General features: G+C 66.6%; 9 protein-coding genes. 2 read left to right on the top strand and 7 right to left on the bottom strand.

Annotated elements, in window-relative coordinates; translation table 11 throughout:
* Positions 1–2,949: two-partner secretion domain-containing protein (locus B7G54_RS06860; RefSeq protein WP_085038389.1), on the top strand; the 2,949-nt coding region annotated here is incomplete at its 5' end.
* 126 nt (positions 2,950–3,075) lie between these two features.
* Here B7G54_RS06860 and B7G54_RS06855 read toward each other — a convergent pair.
* The 7 genes from B7G54_RS06855 to B7G54_RS06825 form a co-directional block, all read right to left on the bottom strand.
* Entirely contained in the window at positions 3,076–6,048 is a 2,973-nt protein-coding gene (locus B7G54_RS06855; protein ID WP_085038388.1) for a hybrid sensor histidine kinase/response regulator, read from the bottom strand.
* A 61-nt stretch (positions 6,049–6,109) separates the two neighbouring features.
* The gene (locus B7G54_RS06850) at positions 6,110–6,763 is read right to left on the bottom strand and encodes a response regulator (protein ID WP_085038387.1); all 654 of its coding nucleotides are present in this window, start codon (positions 6,761–6,763) and stop codon (positions 6,110–6,112) included.
* 298 nt (positions 6,764–7,061) lie between these two features.
* Positions 7,062–7,250, bottom strand: a complete 189-nt coding sequence (locus B7G54_RS06845; protein WP_085038386.1) for a hypothetical protein — start codon at positions 7,248–7,250, stop codon at positions 7,062–7,064.
* A 121-nt stretch (positions 7,251–7,371) separates the two neighbouring features.
* A complete protein-coding gene (locus B7G54_RS06840) occupies positions 7,372–10,458 on the bottom strand; it encodes an ATP-binding protein (protein WP_085038385.1) in 3,087 nt (1,028 codons plus the stop codon).
* Between the two features lie 346 nt (positions 10,459–10,804).
* Positions 10,805–11,833, bottom strand: coding sequence for a hypothetical protein (locus B7G54_RS06835; protein ID WP_085038384.1), 1,029 nt, complete (start codon positions 11,831–11,833; stop codon positions 10,805–10,807).
* 122 nt (positions 11,834–11,955) lie between these two features.
* Positions 11,956–12,783 (bottom strand): hypothetical protein, encoded by an 828-nt coding sequence (locus B7G54_RS06830; RefSeq protein ID WP_085038383.1) that lies wholly within the window; start codon positions 12,781–12,783, stop codon positions 11,956–11,958.
* Positions 12,784–12,904: 121 nt separating this feature from the next.
* Entirely contained in the window at positions 12,905–13,492 is a 588-nt protein-coding gene (locus B7G54_RS06825) for a tetratricopeptide repeat protein (protein WP_085038382.1), read from the bottom strand.
* Positions 13,493–13,851: 359 nt separating this feature from the next.
* On the opposite strand from B7G54_RS06825, the gene B7G54_RS06820 reads away from it, so the two are divergent.
* On the top strand, positions 13,852–14,724 hold the full coding sequence (locus B7G54_RS06820; protein WP_085038381.1) for a response regulator: 873 nt from the start codon (positions 13,852–13,854) through the stop codon (positions 14,722–14,724).
* Positions 14,725–14,744 lie beyond the last annotated feature (20 nt).

The following is a 14,744-nucleotide window of genomic DNA, read 5'->3' as shown; positions in this document are numbered from 1 at the left end:
GCCGCCGCCCTCTCGCTGCTCGGCTTCACCTCGCTGCCCGCCTTCGCGCTGCCCACCGGCGAGAACATCACCGCCGGCAAGGCCGACATCGTTCGCGAGAACGACGGCAGGTCGATGTCCATCAACCAGCACACCGACAAGCTCATCACCAACTGGAACGACTTCAGCATCGCCGGCAACGAGCGCGTGTCGTTCCTCCAGCCCGGCAAGCAGTCGATCGCGCTGAACCGCGTGGTCGGCAACAACGGCAGCCAGATTCACGGCCAGCTCGACGCCAACGGCAAGGTCTTCCTCGTCAACCCGAACGGCGTGCTGTTCGGCTCCGGCGCGCAGATCAACGTCGGCGGCCTCGTTGCGTCCACCCAGAACATCGCCGACGCCGACTTCCTCGCCGGCAACTATCGCTTCTCCGGCAACTCCACCGCGTCGATCGTCAACGACGGCCACATCGCTGCCGCCGACGGCGGCAGCGTCGCGCTGCTCGGCGCACGCGTATCCAACAACGGCGTGATCCAGGCGAAGATGGGCCGCATCGCGCTCGGCGCCGGCAACACGTTCAAGGTCAACTTCGACGGCAACGATCTCCTCAGCCTGCAGGTCGAAGGCGGCGCGGTCGATGCGCAGGCCTCCAACGGCGGCCTGCTCAAGGCCGACGGCGGCGAAGTGCTGATGACCGCGCGCGCAGCGGGCAACCTGCTGAACGCCGTCGTCAACAACACCGGCACCATCGAGGCAAAGGGCCTCGCCAGCCGCGCCGGCAAGATCACGCTCGACGGCGGCACCGTCAAGGTCGCCGGCACGCTCGACACGAGCGCGGCCGAAGCCGGCGCACCGGCCGGCTCGATCGTCACGCGCGGCGAGCAGGTTCGTGTCGCACGCGGCACCACGGTCGACACACGTGCGGGCGACACCGCCGGCACCTGGACCATCGAGGCCGCCAACGCCGGCGTCGCAAACAACACCGCCGACAGCCTCTATCCGGTCGACGCGTCGATCGATGCCGACACGCTGTCGCACAACCTCGGCACCACCAACGTCGCGCTCACCAACATCCGCGGCGATCTTTCCGTCGCCGGCCCCGTCGCCTGGAACAGCGATCGCACGCTCACGCTGACTTCGCAAAACGGCAACGTCGACCTGAAGCAAACGTTGTCGTCCACCGGCACGAACGCCGGCCTGAACGTCAACGCTGCCGACAAGATCCGTATCGACGCTGCGGTCAAGCTCACCGGCCGCAACGCACATCTCGAACTCAACTCGAAGAACGGCCACACGCTGAACAACAAGGCCGTCGTGACGCTGTCCGGCGACCACGCATCGTTCCGCTCGAACGGCGAAGACTACACCGTGCTGCACACGCTCGCCGACCTGCGCAACGTCGATACGAACCTCGGCGGCCGCTACGTGATCGGCAACACGATCGACGGCGCAAACGCGCGCTTGCGCAGCATCGGCGGCGATCGTGCGTTCCACGGCGTGTTCGACGGCCTCGGCAACACGATCAGCAGGCTGTCGATCACCAACACCGGCCCGAACATCGGCCTGTTCGGGCAGAGCAGCGGCCACTTGGCGAACCTGACGCTCGATTCGCTCGTCGTCGACGGTACCTCGGCCGGCCGCGCCGCATTCGTCGGCGGGCTCGTCGGCGACAACCTGGGCGGACGCATCACCAACGTCACCGCGAAGAACATGAGCGTCTCGTACAACGGCAGGGACGCGGTCCAGATGGGCGGCCTCGTCGGCCGTAACCTCGGCACGATCGACCGCGCGAGCTTCGCCGGGCGCGTATCGGGCAGCAACAACACCGTCTCCGTAGGTGGCCTGGTCGGCGCCAACGCCGGCACGATCGCCGACAGCGAAGCCTTCGCCGACGTCACGCTGTCCGGCCGCCCCGGCAGTCCGTTCGACCCGCAGTTCAACCGCGAGGTGCAGAGCGTCGGCGGACTCGTCGGGACCAACGGCGGCCTGATCGTTCGAGCGTCGAGCGGCGGGCGCGTGTCCGGCCGCGACGACACGAGCACCGGTGGCCTCGTCGGAATCAACTACGGCACGATTCGCGACGCGTCGACCTCCGCCACGGTCACGGCCGGCAAAGGCGGGTATGTCGGCGGCTTCGTCGGGAAGAACCGCGACGGCGGCACGATTGCCAACGCGTCCGCATCCGGCTCGGTCACGGCCGCCGGTGCGGTGGCAATCGGCGGTCTGGTCGGTGAAAACGCGCGCGGCACGCTGGACGACGTGCGCTCGACCGGCGACGTGACCGACCTCGCGAGCGGCCATGTAGGCGGCCTGGCCGGCACGAACCGCGGCACGATCCGCAACGCGCATGCAACGGCCACGGTGACGGCCGGTCGCAACAGCCATGCTGGCGGGCTCGTCGGCACGAACGACGGCACCGTGTCGAACGCGCGCGCCGCAGGCAGGGTCAACGCACGCGACGCGAGCGATGTCGGCGGGCTCGTCGGGCAGAACTCGGGGGTGCTGGACACCGTGCAAGCCGCGGTCGACGTGACGGCCGGCAACGGCAGCCGGGTCGGCGGACTGGTCGGCACGAACCGCGGCAACGACGCGATCGTTCGCCACGCGCGGGCGTCGGGCAGCGCGGCGGCGGACGGCTCGAGCGTCGGCGGTCTGGCAGGCCTGAACGACAAAGGCGCCCTCATCGACGATGCATCGTCCACCGGCACGATTGCCGGCGACCGTTCGAACCTGGGCGGCCTCGTCGGTGAAAACGCCGGTACGATCCGGGCCTCGACGTCGAGCAGCCGCCTGAACCTTGTGACACCGACCTACGGTCCGTTTTTCTGGGGTCGCCTCGTCGGGCTGAATACGGACCGCGGCCACATCGAAACCAGCTCGGCCAGCGGCCCGGACCAGCCGTACGCCACGGTCGGCATGAGTTTCGGCAAGATCGACGGAAAGTGGCGCTACGGTCCCGCCAGCTGGTAATGATGCGTTGAACCCGCAGGGTCCGGCATGATGGCCCCCACCCGTTTCAAGAGCGGGGGCCGAAACTGAAGGGCCACGGCTGGCACGTGCGGCGCGCGTGCCAGCCGCATCGACGCACACGCGGGTTCAGTGTTCCAGTTCGCGGGCAATCGCGTTCCGGAAAGCAGGCCAGCGTGCCCTCAACGCTTCGGCCCCGCCTTCGTGCAACACATGCTCCATGGCTGCGCAGGCATCCCGTGCCCGCGGATTGTCGGCCATCGCGAAACCGCCGCGCATCGAGTGCAGTTCAGCCACCATCGCATCCGCGTCGCCGCCCGACAGCGCCGCATCGAGCGCGTCGAGCGAGCTCAGCGTTGCCTCGCGCAGGGTCCGCCTGATTTCGTCGGTGACGGCAGGCACATTCTCCCGCATGGCCGCCCCCGCTACGGTGCCACGCCCCCCATGCCGGCGCAGTACCGCCTCGAGCGCATCGATCGACAACGGCTTGAGCACGATCTCCACCGTCCCCGCCTGCGCACAGCGGCGCCGGTCCTCGTCGGTCGCATGTGCGGTCATCGCGATCACCGGCACTTTCGCGCCCTGCTCGCGCAGGAAATTCGCGAGCGCGAAACCATCGAGTTCCGGCATGCCGAGATCGGTCAGCACGACGTCGAACGGTTGCGCAAAGAATGCGCGCATCGCTTCGATTCCGTTCGCGACGAGCGTCGCGCTGCAATGCAGCGCCTCGAGCTGATCGCGCAGCAACGCACGGCTCGCCGGATGATCCTCGGCCACGAGCACGCGCAGCGGCGTACCGCCGGCATCGCAGGCCGGCGGGGCCGGGATCCCGGGCTCCGGCCCGTCGAGCGCGGCCCGCCACGCGGACGGCGCATCGGGCATCGGCAGCGATGCCACCAGCGTCGTGCCCACGCCCGGCCGGCTCTCGACCGTCAGGTCGCCGTGCATCAATCGCGCGAGGCGCCGGCACAGCGGCAGCCCGAGCCCCGTGCCGCCAAAGCGCCGGTAGATCGACGCATCGGTCTGGACGTACACGTCGAACAGCATCGGCAGACTCTCCGGCGCGATGCCGATACCGGTATCGCGCACCGCGATCTCGACGCGACGCACATGATCTTCGGCAACGGGTTGCCGCGCTTCGATCGTCACGCTGCCGTGCTCGGTAAACTTGATCGCGTTGCTCACGAGATTCGACACGATCTGGCGCAGGCGGGTCGGGTCGCCGACGTAACCGTCGGCGAGTTCGGGGGCGATCCGGCATTCGAGTACGAGCTGCTTCGCGTCGGCGAGCGGGCGGAAGATCGCCGCGACGTCGCGCAGCACCGCACGCAGGTCGAACGGCACGGCCTCCAGCACCATCTGGTTGGATTCCACCTTCGACAGATCGAGAACGTCGTTGATCACGCGCAGCAGCGCATCCGACGACGACATGACCGTCTGCAGCCGGCGCTGTTCGGCCGATGGCAATGCCGCCCGCGCCATCAGTTCGAGATTGCCGACGATCGCGTTCAGCGGTGTGCGGATCTCGTGGCTCATCGTCGCGAGGAACGTCGATTTCGCCTTGTTCGCATCGTCGGCGGCTTCGCGCGCCTCGCGCAGCTTGTGCTCCATCTGCTTGCGCACAGTGATGTCGGTGAGCGTACAGAGCAGCACGTCGACGCCGCGATAGCGGGTGCGGACGATATGCGCGGCGAGATAGGTCGTGCCGCCGTCGTCGCGCTCGACCGGCAACTCGTGCGTAACGACGCGCTGCGCCATCCCACCCGCGAGACTGCCGTGGCAAGCCTGCCAGATGCGCTTGCCGAGCGACGTGTCGCCATAGGCCTGGGCGGCCTCGTTGCGCACCATGGTTTCGCCGTTGGCCAGCGACAGCAGCATGAGCCCGGCCGGCGCGGTGCGAATCAGCGCGCGGTTCAGCGCCTCGCTTTCGATCAGCCGGATGGCGCGGCGGTTGGCGGGGCGTAGCGCGCGCCGGTCGAATACGACGATCGCGCACCACACCGTGCCGATGGCGAGCAACGCGAGACCGGCCGCGATGCCCAACCGCACCGCCACGTCGTCAAGCAGGGTGCGCCACGTGATCGTCGCCGTGAGCACTTCGTCGAACCCCGGCATCCGGTCGCCGATCACGATGCTCGTGCCGGCCCGATGTGCGACCGCGCGCGCGTCGCCTGCAGCCTGCGCATAGTCGACCGCGCGGGCAATCATCGCGGCGTCCGACTGGCGGCCGCTCAGCACATTCGCGTGCAAGTCGACCAGTGCGTACTCCACGCCGGCCGAGGTCGGTGCGAGGATGGCGTCGATCTCCGGTCGGCTGACGACGATCAACCACGCGACCAGCGTGCCGTGTTCGTCCCGGATCGCTTGCACGGAGCGCAGCACGGACCGCCCGGCGAGCGGATCGTAGCGTTTCTCGAGCAAAACCGCGCGATTATCGGACGTCTTGGATGCCGGATACCGATCGGCCTGCGGCTGCAATTGCCGGATCAGCGCCTTCACGTCGAAACCGGCGGGCAGCGCGCGCGACTGCTTGACCAACGGATATCCGGTCACGATGACGAATGTCCCGTGCGGATCGAGCAGATATCCGGCCATCCCGGGGTCGCCGGGTTGCCGCGGCGGCATCTTCCCCGTCACCTCGACTTGCTGAAGAAACCCGCCGAGAAACGGCGGGTAGTCGCCCGCCGACCGCTCGGACGGAGCGACCGCGAAAGCCGCGACCGCCACGCGCCCCGTCCGACCCAGTATGTCCAGCCTGCCATGACCGTCGTCGAAGCGCTTCAGTGCATCCGAGGGCACGGCCGGCTGATGCTTCACCATCAGTTCCAGGTTCTCGGTATAACGATTCTGGAGCGCTTTGATCACCTCCATTTCCGCCAGCATATCGGCCTTGCGCACCAGGAATTCCGAACGGTATTGCGCAACCGATTCCTCTACGTCGAGGCGCGCGACGAGTGCCGCACAGACGAGCACGAACACGGTGATCGCCACGCCGCTCCCGTACAGCAGCCATTGCTGCTGCCGTCGAACGCGGCCGGGCTCGAACGGCTTGCGACCCGCGGCAGTGGCGTGCGCGATCAGCGTTTTCAGTTTGGTTGGCATAGCTATCGTCGAAATCGCGCCGGCGCCGGCACGACCTCATGCGTCGTGCGACTCACCGATTTCAGGCCTCGGGCAACTCGGGCAGTTGGCCCTCGCTCGCGTAGCGGATCAGATCTGCATCGCGCACGATGCCGAGCTTCTTCATCGCGCTCGATTTCTGCGAACTGATCGTCTGTTTGCTGCGATGAAGCTGGACGGCGATCTCGCCGACCGTCAGGCCGGCTCCGTAAAGCCGCACGACCTCGATCTCGCGGGCAGTCAGCGTACGGGTACCTGCCGACGGCCGGCAGTCCTCCAGCAGCTTCTTGACGAATGGAGACAGATAATTCGCGCCAACGAACGCCGCATGAACCGCGCCGACCAGGTGCGAAATCGCATCGGACTTGCTCAGGATGCACCCGACACCCTGCTTCTGGATCGCGAGCAGCACGCTCGGATTGTCGATCATCGTGATCGTCACGAGACGAAGCGCCGGATAGCGCCGCTGGAGAAACGACAGCAGTGAAAGACCGTCGCCATACTTGCCGCCGGGCATGACATAGTCGACGACGAGCACATCGCTCTGCTGCTCGTCGAGCACCGCCACGAGGTCGGTCGAACTCGAGACGGTGCCGATCAACTTGATCGTGCTGCTGCCCGCGAGCGCCTGCGACATCCCGAGTGCGGACGAAGGATGATCGTCCGCCACCATCACCCGCACAAAAAATTCATCCATCTCTATTCTTCTCCCGATACACGCGGCCCGACGTGCCATGTTGGCAACCGCGCCAGGATTCGAATCGATCACGCAACACGATCGCGTTGCAGCGTTCAGCGAACCGGGCGGTGCGCAGCGTAATTTTAAGATAATAGACGGGTTCTGCGTCTCGGCGATGCAACCAGGCGTGGCGACCTGCGCCCGACACGGCGTTGCGGCACGAACCATCAGCGGTTCGCCGCCCACGCGCATCCGATCGGCAGCGCCCCCGACGCCGTCGATCCATCCGGTCCCGCGGAGCGGCGAAAGCCGCTGCCTAACGCTTGACCACGGATTTTTCCGGCTCGCCCGACCCGTCATCCGCGGCGTGCTGCCACTCGGTGATGGCCCGCCGCTTCTGCGATGGCGACATCATCATGAATTCGTTCAGCTTCGTCAGGAAATCCCGTCTGGATTTCTCTGGCAACGTCGCGAATCCAAGCAGCAGCCCGAACACCTTTCCCATATAGCGCACGGCCTTACCCTTCCTTCTTCAGTCGAAATCACGCGGCACCGGAGCGATGCGGCGTGTCTGCCTTCCCCGTTCTGACACGGACGCTCTACGTCGTCGTGCCGTCGCTTTTCTTTTATCGTCCCGGCCCGTGCACCGCCGCGGCCGCGGCCGCCATCGCCCTCGACGTCGGCCGCTCGTCCGCCGCACCCGCGGGAAACGCGATTCCGCGCCGCCGCGCGAGGCGCGCGACACCCCGGCGCAGGTCCGCCAGCGTCACTGGCTTGGTCAGCACGCATTCGACGTTCGACGCCGCATAACGCCGGGCGTCGTCGGGCGCGAGATGCGATGCCACGACGATCATGTCGCACGGCAACGCGCGCGCATGGACCGCTTCCGCCAGTTCAAGGGCCGACATATCGGGCAGGTCGGCACCGAGCAGCAGCCCGTCCCACTCGCCGGTCACGAGCGTGTCGAGCGCGGCGCTGCCCGACGATACGCATCGGACCACGCAGCCGAGCACATCCAGCTGCTCGCGGAAAATCGAGCCGTTGACGGAGGCATCGTCGGCGACCAGCACACGCGGCACACGCGTACCGGAAACCGCTCCGGGTCGAACGTCATCGGCTTCACCGGCCGTCGGGCGCCGCGGCACGACGACAGCGACGCGCGCCTGCTCGATCGCCGTGCGCAGCCCGTTCAGCGAGTAGCTCGACACGCGAATCGTGCAGCCCGCGACGTCCGGCTGCAGCGGGCCATCCGGCGTAGCCAGCACGACCGGCGTACCGCCGCCGAGGCTGTCGAGTTCCTCGCGCCGCCATTGATCGGAGTCGCCGAAGAGCACGATCGCGTGCGCACGCGCGAGGCACCCGGCGGCAATCCCGATCGGGCTTGGATGCATCGCGACGTCGAAACCCCATGCGCGCAGATGGGGAAATGCGAACGCACGCCACGCGTCCTCCGGCGACACGACGATCAGCGTCCTGCCGGCGCCCGCACGCGCACCGACCGGCAATTTCGGCGCACTCCCCATGCGCAGCGGCAAGCGTACGGTGAACAGGCTGCCGACGCGCGGCGCACTATCGACCGAAATCGTCCCGCCCATCGCCTCGACCAGCCGGTCGCAGAGCGCGAGCCCGAGCCCCGTGCCGCCGTAGCGCCGCGTGATCGAAGCGTCGACCTGCGAGAACGGCTTGAACAGCCTGGCCTGCTGCGCGACGTCGATCCCGATGCCCGTATCCTCGATGCCGATCGCGAGCTCGAGTGCGCCGCGCGCATTGCGCCCGACCGCCACGCGCGCGACGATGCGCCCTTCGCTCGTGAACTTGATTGCGTTGCTCAACAGGTTGCCGACCACCTGCGCAAGCCGCGTCGGATCGCCGCGCATCCGCTGTCCGGCGCTTGCATCGATATCGGCGAATAGCGGGAGGCCTTTCGCCTTGGCGACGGGCGCGAATGCCGCGAGCTCGCGCTCGATCACGGCGATCACGTCGAACTCGATCGACTCGACCGACATCGCACCGGCTTCGATCTTCGAGAAATCGAGAATGTCGCTGACGATCGCGAGCAGACCTTCGGCCGATGCGCGCAGCGTCTGCACGCGGCTCTGCTGCGACGCATCGAGCGCCGTGCGTTCGAGCAGCTCGAGATTGCCGAGGATCACGTTCAGCGGCGTGCGGATCTCGTGGCTCATCGCGGCGAGAAACGACGACTTGGCCGCATTCGCCGAATCGGCCGCGCGCACCGCCTCCTCGAGCTGATGCACAAGCCGGCGCTGCGCGCTCGTGTCGGCGAACGCCGCGATCAGCACGTCTTCGCCCTGGTAACGCGCGCTGCGCGCGATGACCTCCAGACGCAGCGGCGCATCGCGGTGTGCATCGAGCACGAACTCGGTCGTCATCGTCCGGCCGACACCGCCGTTCGCAACGAACGCGTCGTACTTCTCGAGCACCTGTGCGGACAGCGCATGGTGATCGCCGCCGTGCGGCACGAGCATCTGCGTCAGCGCGTCGCTCGCGAGCATCACGCGCCGGTCGGACAGCGACACGAGACCGATGCCGACCGGCGCCATCGCGATCACGCTGCGGCACAGCGCCTCGCTGTCGAACACACGGGCCGAGCGCGCATAGACCGGCACGAGCACGCGCCGGTGGAAGCGCACGAGCAGCAGCCACATCACGACGATCGCGACGAGCGTCGCCGCTGCGAGCGCGCCGGCCTGCGCGCCGATGCCGGCCATGACGTCGGCCCACGACAGCACATAGGCGATCGTCCAGCCGGTTGCCGCGAGCTTGCTGCCGAACACGATCGCCCCATCGCGAAAGAGCGGCTCGCCGGACGCGTGGTCATCGTGCGCGATGTCGAGACTCAGCAAGCGCTCGGTCAGCGCATTCGTGCGCTCGACGTCGGGATCGATCGCGATCAGCCGGTTGTCCGCCGACGTGACGAAGAACGTGCCGGCCCGCGCACGCCCGGACAGCCATGACAGCAGGTACTCCGGTGCGTATTCGGTGACCAGCACCGCGAACGGCTGGCCGCCGGCGCGCGCCTCGGCGGCGACGCGGATGCGCGCCTGTCCGGTGACGGGATTCGCGTAGGGCGGCAGCCAGCGGACGTTCGGCCGCCCGTTGGTCGCGGCCGGCGGCGGGCCGTCGAAATCGACGCGCAGCGCGTCAAGCACATGCGCGCGCGCGTCGGCCGACGCAAGCGCCGGATTGTCGCGCGACAGGTGCGGCACGAAGCCGAACATCCCCGTGCGCGTGCTGTAGTGATAGCCCTCGAGCGTACGCCCGCGATTGATCGAACTCGCCGCGCCGATGCGCGACAGCATGAACGACAGCGCGAGATAGCGCGCGACCTCGTCGCGCCGTGCGGTTTGCCCCGGCACACCGACCACGAGCGACGGATACGGCGTGATCGCGAGCTGCTGGCCGTTGGCGAAGAACGTATTCACGACGTCGGCCGGTGCCGGGTCGATCTCGCGCCAGATCAATTGCGTATTCGTGACGCCATTCCTGAACGATGTCTCGGCCACCTGCACCTCGTCGACCGCTTCCTCGACACCGTTCAGGAAATTGCGCCGCTCACCGTCCAGATAGCCGTAGACGATCGACGTGATCCCGAGCCCGCAGGCGATCAGGATCAGGATCGTGACGACGATGCCGCCCCCGAACATCGAGATGCTCTGGTAGCGGCGAATGGACTGAAGCGTGCTGTATGGCATGGCTCGGCGTGACGGCGCCCGGAGCACGAACATGCGGCAGATTTCCTGCCGGACCGGCCGTCACGATGGAAACATTCGGGATAGTGATGTCCCGATCATGCCAAACGACACTGCGAAAATCAGGCAAGGACCGTACTTTTAGTACACGTCTTATCTGTTTGAATTATTGTTTTGAACTCGAACGAAACTTGATGGCGGAATCGCGTATCGTGCGCCTGTCCGGTCGAACAAGTCGCTTCGCCGGTTCACGGGCACGCCTGAAACGAAATGCCGCCGGCAAGCCAAGCCGGCGGCAGAGATGCATCACGAACGCGGTGACGCACCGGAGGCACCCGGAGCCGCGCGCTCAGTTCTGCGTGAGCGGATTGAGCGTCGTGCACAGGAAGCCCGTGCAGTTCGTCGGCTTGAAATAGAACGACGCCATCGCGATCGGCGGCGTGGTACCCAGCGCGATATCGCTCAGATAGGCGGAGCCCTGCGCGCCGAACGTGTTCGCCTGCTGGACGAAGCTCGCGCCGGTCGACTGGATCGCGGCCGACTGGTACGTGAAGGTCGGCGACTGCGTCTGGTCCTTCACGTAGATCCACGAAATCGCCGTGCCGAACGCCATCGCCCCCTTCGCGCGATAGCCCTTCGCGCCTTCGCTGTTCGCCTGCGCGATGAAGTCGCTGACGGTCGACGTCGGCGCCAATGCATCGTACGTATAGGTCGCGCTCGATGCCGTGTTCTTCATGTACACGTTCGCCTGCACCGCCCCCACGGCCATCGGGCCGAGGAACCAGTAGCCCGACTGGCCCTGGCCGTTCGCCTGCGTGAGGAACGCGTTGGTATCGGCCGGCAGGCCCGTCGTCGTGTACGTGTAAGTGGCCGACGAGCCGCCATCCTTGCGGTAGAGGTCGCCGTACGTGAGCGGCCCTTCGTAGCGGTAGCCGCTCGCCCCTTGCGCGTTGGCCGCGTTGACGAAGGACGTCATGTCCGCCGGCGCCGCCTGCAACTGGTACGTATAGGTTTGCGCGGTGCCGTCGTTCACGAAGATCGATTGCGTACCGCCGCTGGAGGCGTTGTAGAAGTAGTCGCCCAGATAGCGATAGCCTTTCGCGCCTTCGTTGTTGACCAGCGTCAGGAAGCTCGCCCGGTCCGCCGCAACAGGCTGTGCCTCGTAGCGCCACGTCAGCGTGCTGCCGCCCGAGCCGCCGGAACCGCCGTTGCCGCCCGTCCCCGTCCCGCCGGAACCCGTGCCGCCGGAACCCGTCCCCCCGGTGCCGCCGTTGTTGGTCGTGCCGGATCCGCCGCCGGACGCCGCGGGCGAGGAATCGTCGCCGCCGCAAGCGGTCAGCGCCAGGCAGGTCAATGCGATCAGTGCAACGGCTTTCATCGGGATCACCTCAATGCAAAAAGGACGAACGAAGCCGGTACGCGCGGATCACGCCGCGCGCACGGACAATCACGAATCAGGAAGCGGAAATCGGCCGGCGGCATCGCGCCGGCCCTGCAACGTCAGTTGACCTGGAGCTGGCCACCGCGGCCGAGGCCGCCCTTCACGTCCTGCGCCTTGTAGCTGCGCAGTGCAACGACCATCTTGTTGTATGCGTCGATGAACGCGACGACCGTCGCCTTGCCTTCCGGCGTCGACGAGAAGCCGGCCAACGCGCCGCCCACGCCGCCGCCGAAGCCGCCCAGCGCCGCACCGTAGTTGGTCGCCGTCGAGCTGCCTTCCGACGCCGCGATCTGTACGGCCGAGCGCACGTCGAACAGCGTCAGCGTGACGACCGATGCCTTCGTCTGCAGGTGGCCGGCCACCGCCGCGACCGCGCCGTTGCCGATCAGCCCGCCGATCATGCTGCCGATGCCGCCGATCGGCGAATCGTTGATGACGATCTGCGGTTCCATGTAGTAGTCCGCCGCGACACGCTGGCCCTTCTGCTGCTTCGAGCCCGCGCGGTATTCGCCCGAGTTGCGCTGCAGCTGCGTGATGCGCGACAGGCGCGCGTCGCTCTTCTGGTTGCCGATCGACGTGATCACGAAGCAGTTCGACTGCTGGACGGCCAGGCGCAGCAGCGGGTCGATCGTCGTCATCTTGGTCGCGCTGCCGAACGGGCCCCACCAGTCGGCGTTGCGGCCGTCGTCGACGGCGATCGTGCCGAGCGGCGACGCGCAGCGCTGCAGCCCCGAATCGGCGCCGGCGCTCGCGCCGCCCGCGGCGGCACCCGTCACGCCCGCGTTCTGGCCGCCGGGCGTCACCATGCCGCCGCAACCGGCGACGGACGCGCAAAGCGCTGCAACCAGCGCACCTTGAGTGAGACGATGGGAAAGGTTGGTCTTCATGTCGTTGTCGATCGATTAGAGTCGTTGTTCGGCTTATGTGTTCGTGCGAACTTCGATAAGCCCCCCGGCGTGGCGCGCGATGGTGGTCTCCCCGCTGCTGCCCCCGTTGCTTCAGGCCCGGTCAGTAGTACCAGTACGTCTGCTGCCAGACGCCGTAGTACGGATAGCCCGAGTACCAGTAGCCGTAATAGACGTCACGCCATTGCGTGCGCCACTTCCAGTCTTCTTCGTCTTCCTTCTTCGCCTTGCGTGCAAGGTCGAGCAGCTTCTTCGACTCCTTGTCGCCGCGGCCGGCCGCGATCGACAGCCACTTCTCCGCTTCGCGCGCATCGGAGCCCATTTCCTCGAGGCCGAACAGGTAGAAACTGCCGAGCGCCTTCTGCGCCTGCAGGTCGCCGCGCTCGGCGGCCTCGCGCATCCACTTGAGTGCCTGGTAGCTGTCCTGGCGCACGCCGTCGCCGCGGAAATAGCGCAGGCCGAGGTCGTAGGCGGCCTTCGGCTGGGTCTTCGCGGTCTGCTTCAGCGCAGCGATGCGCGGGCTCTCCTGGTCGGCCGAATCGTCCCTTTTTTGATAGGACACCTGATCTTTTGGGCGATCGGAACACCCTGTGTCGTCGCAGATCCGCACCGTGTTGCTGGTGATGGACGGATCCTGCGCGCACGCGGCCAAAAGCAACAGCAGCCCCGGTGCGAGTAAACGGCGGAACATTGGTACTTTCCTCAAGTTTTATTGGCGCCGCAATTCTTCGAGCTATCCCACCCCCGCGAGCTCGCACCCGGCGGCGTGCGGCGCAACGGATACAATCCGCCAACGCCGACACGCTTTCCAAGGCTCTCTCAGGCTCTCTCTTCGAATCGTTCTGTCACTAATTCTGTGTCGTCGCTTTTCGCTGTACCGACTGGGGTCGGCATCGATCTCCAAACATGACGCGACAAACAATAGTGACGTGGTGAGCAATAATAATGAAGAAAAAAGGCATGTCAAGGTCATTCGCTTTTTCAAAGTTTGCATGACGCGTCAGTTTTGATATGCTTTCCGTCGCCAAAACCCCTGGAGACCCCATCGAGATGTCCAACAGCGAGCAGGCCAACGTCGATCTCATCACCGCCAACAAGGTGCGCGACCTACTGAACCGGAACGGTATTCCGCCGCGAAGTCACAACACGACGATCGCGAATGTGCTCGGCCTGAGCTTCTCGGTCGTCACGCGCAAGATGAAAGGCCTGATCCCGTGGAACCTGTCGCAGTTGCAGGACATCGCGACGCACTTCGGCGTGCCGCCCGCGATCCTGCTCGACGACAAGGGCACGCAGCCGGCCGCCGCCGAGATGATCGACGCGACGCTCGTGATCGAGTCGCGGCGCTTCCGCTGCCGCGCCGCGATCTCGACCAAGGCCAGCAGCCAGATCGAAACGGACTTCGTCGCGCTGCAGTGGCAAGGCGAATGGCTCATCACCGAGCGCCAGCACGCGCGCGAGGGCCGCACCTATCCGGTCGACGTCATCGAGTTGCGCTCGACGCAGCCGAACGTGTATGCCGCGCGGATCGCCGTGGTCGACGATTCGCAGGATGTCGCCGAGACGGTATGTGAATATTTCATCGAAAAAGGCGTGAACGCGATCCCGTACTTCGACGGCGCGACGTTCCGCAAGGCCCTGGAGGTCGAGGATTTCGACGGCTACATCCTCGACTGGATGCTCGGCGACCAGACGGCCGCCGAACTCGTGCGCGGCATCCGCTCGAGCGAGAACAGTGGCGCGCCGATCTTCCTGCTGACCGGCAAGATCTCGACCGGCGAAGCCAGCGAGGACGAAATCGCGCACATCGTGTCGCACTACAACGCGCGCTGCGAGGAAAAGCCGGTGCGCCTGCCGATCCTGTTCGCCGAAGTGGCGCGCGAACTGAAGATCACGCTGCCGGCCGCGGCCGCCGCGAACTGAGACCAGAGCGACGATCAACC

Source organism: Burkholderia puraquae (assembly GCF_002099195.1).
GTDB classification, from domain to species: Bacteria; Pseudomonadota; Gammaproteobacteria; order Burkholderiales; family Burkholderiaceae; genus Burkholderia; species Burkholderia puraquae.
The sequence above is the reverse complement of the archived record's forward strand: the minus strand, read 5'-3'. Positions and strand labels throughout refer to the sequence as shown.

Coding starts and splice junctions, on each gene's coding strand:
- B7G54_RS06855 (WP_085038388.1), bottom strand. CDS start 6,048: ATGCCAACCAAACTGAAAACGCTGATCGCGCACGCCACTGCCGCGGGT.
- B7G54_RS06850 (WP_085038387.1), bottom strand. CDS start 6,763: ATGGATGAATTTTTTGTGCGGGTGATGGTGGCGGACGATCATCCTTCG.
- B7G54_RS06845 (WP_085038386.1), bottom strand. CDS start 7,250: ATGGGAAAGGTGTTCGGGCTGCTGCTTGGATTCGCGACGTTGCCAGAG.
- B7G54_RS06840 (WP_085038385.1), bottom strand. CDS start 10,458: ATGCCATACAGCACGCTTCAGTCCATTCGCCGCTACCAGAGCATCTCG.
- B7G54_RS06835 (WP_085038384.1), bottom strand. CDS start 11,833: ATGAAAGCCGTTGCACTGATCGCATTGACCTGCCTGGCGCTGACCGCT.
- B7G54_RS06830 (WP_085038383.1), bottom strand. CDS start 12,783: ATGAAGACCAACCTTTCCCATCGTCTCACTCAAGGTGCGCTGGTTGCA.
- B7G54_RS06825 (WP_085038382.1), bottom strand. CDS start 13,492: ATGTTCCGCCGTTTACTCGCACCGGGGCTGCTGTTGCTTTTGGCCGCG.
- B7G54_RS06820 (WP_085038381.1), top strand. CDS start 13,852: ATGTCCAACAGCGAGCAGGCCAACGTCGATCTCATCACCGCCAACAAG.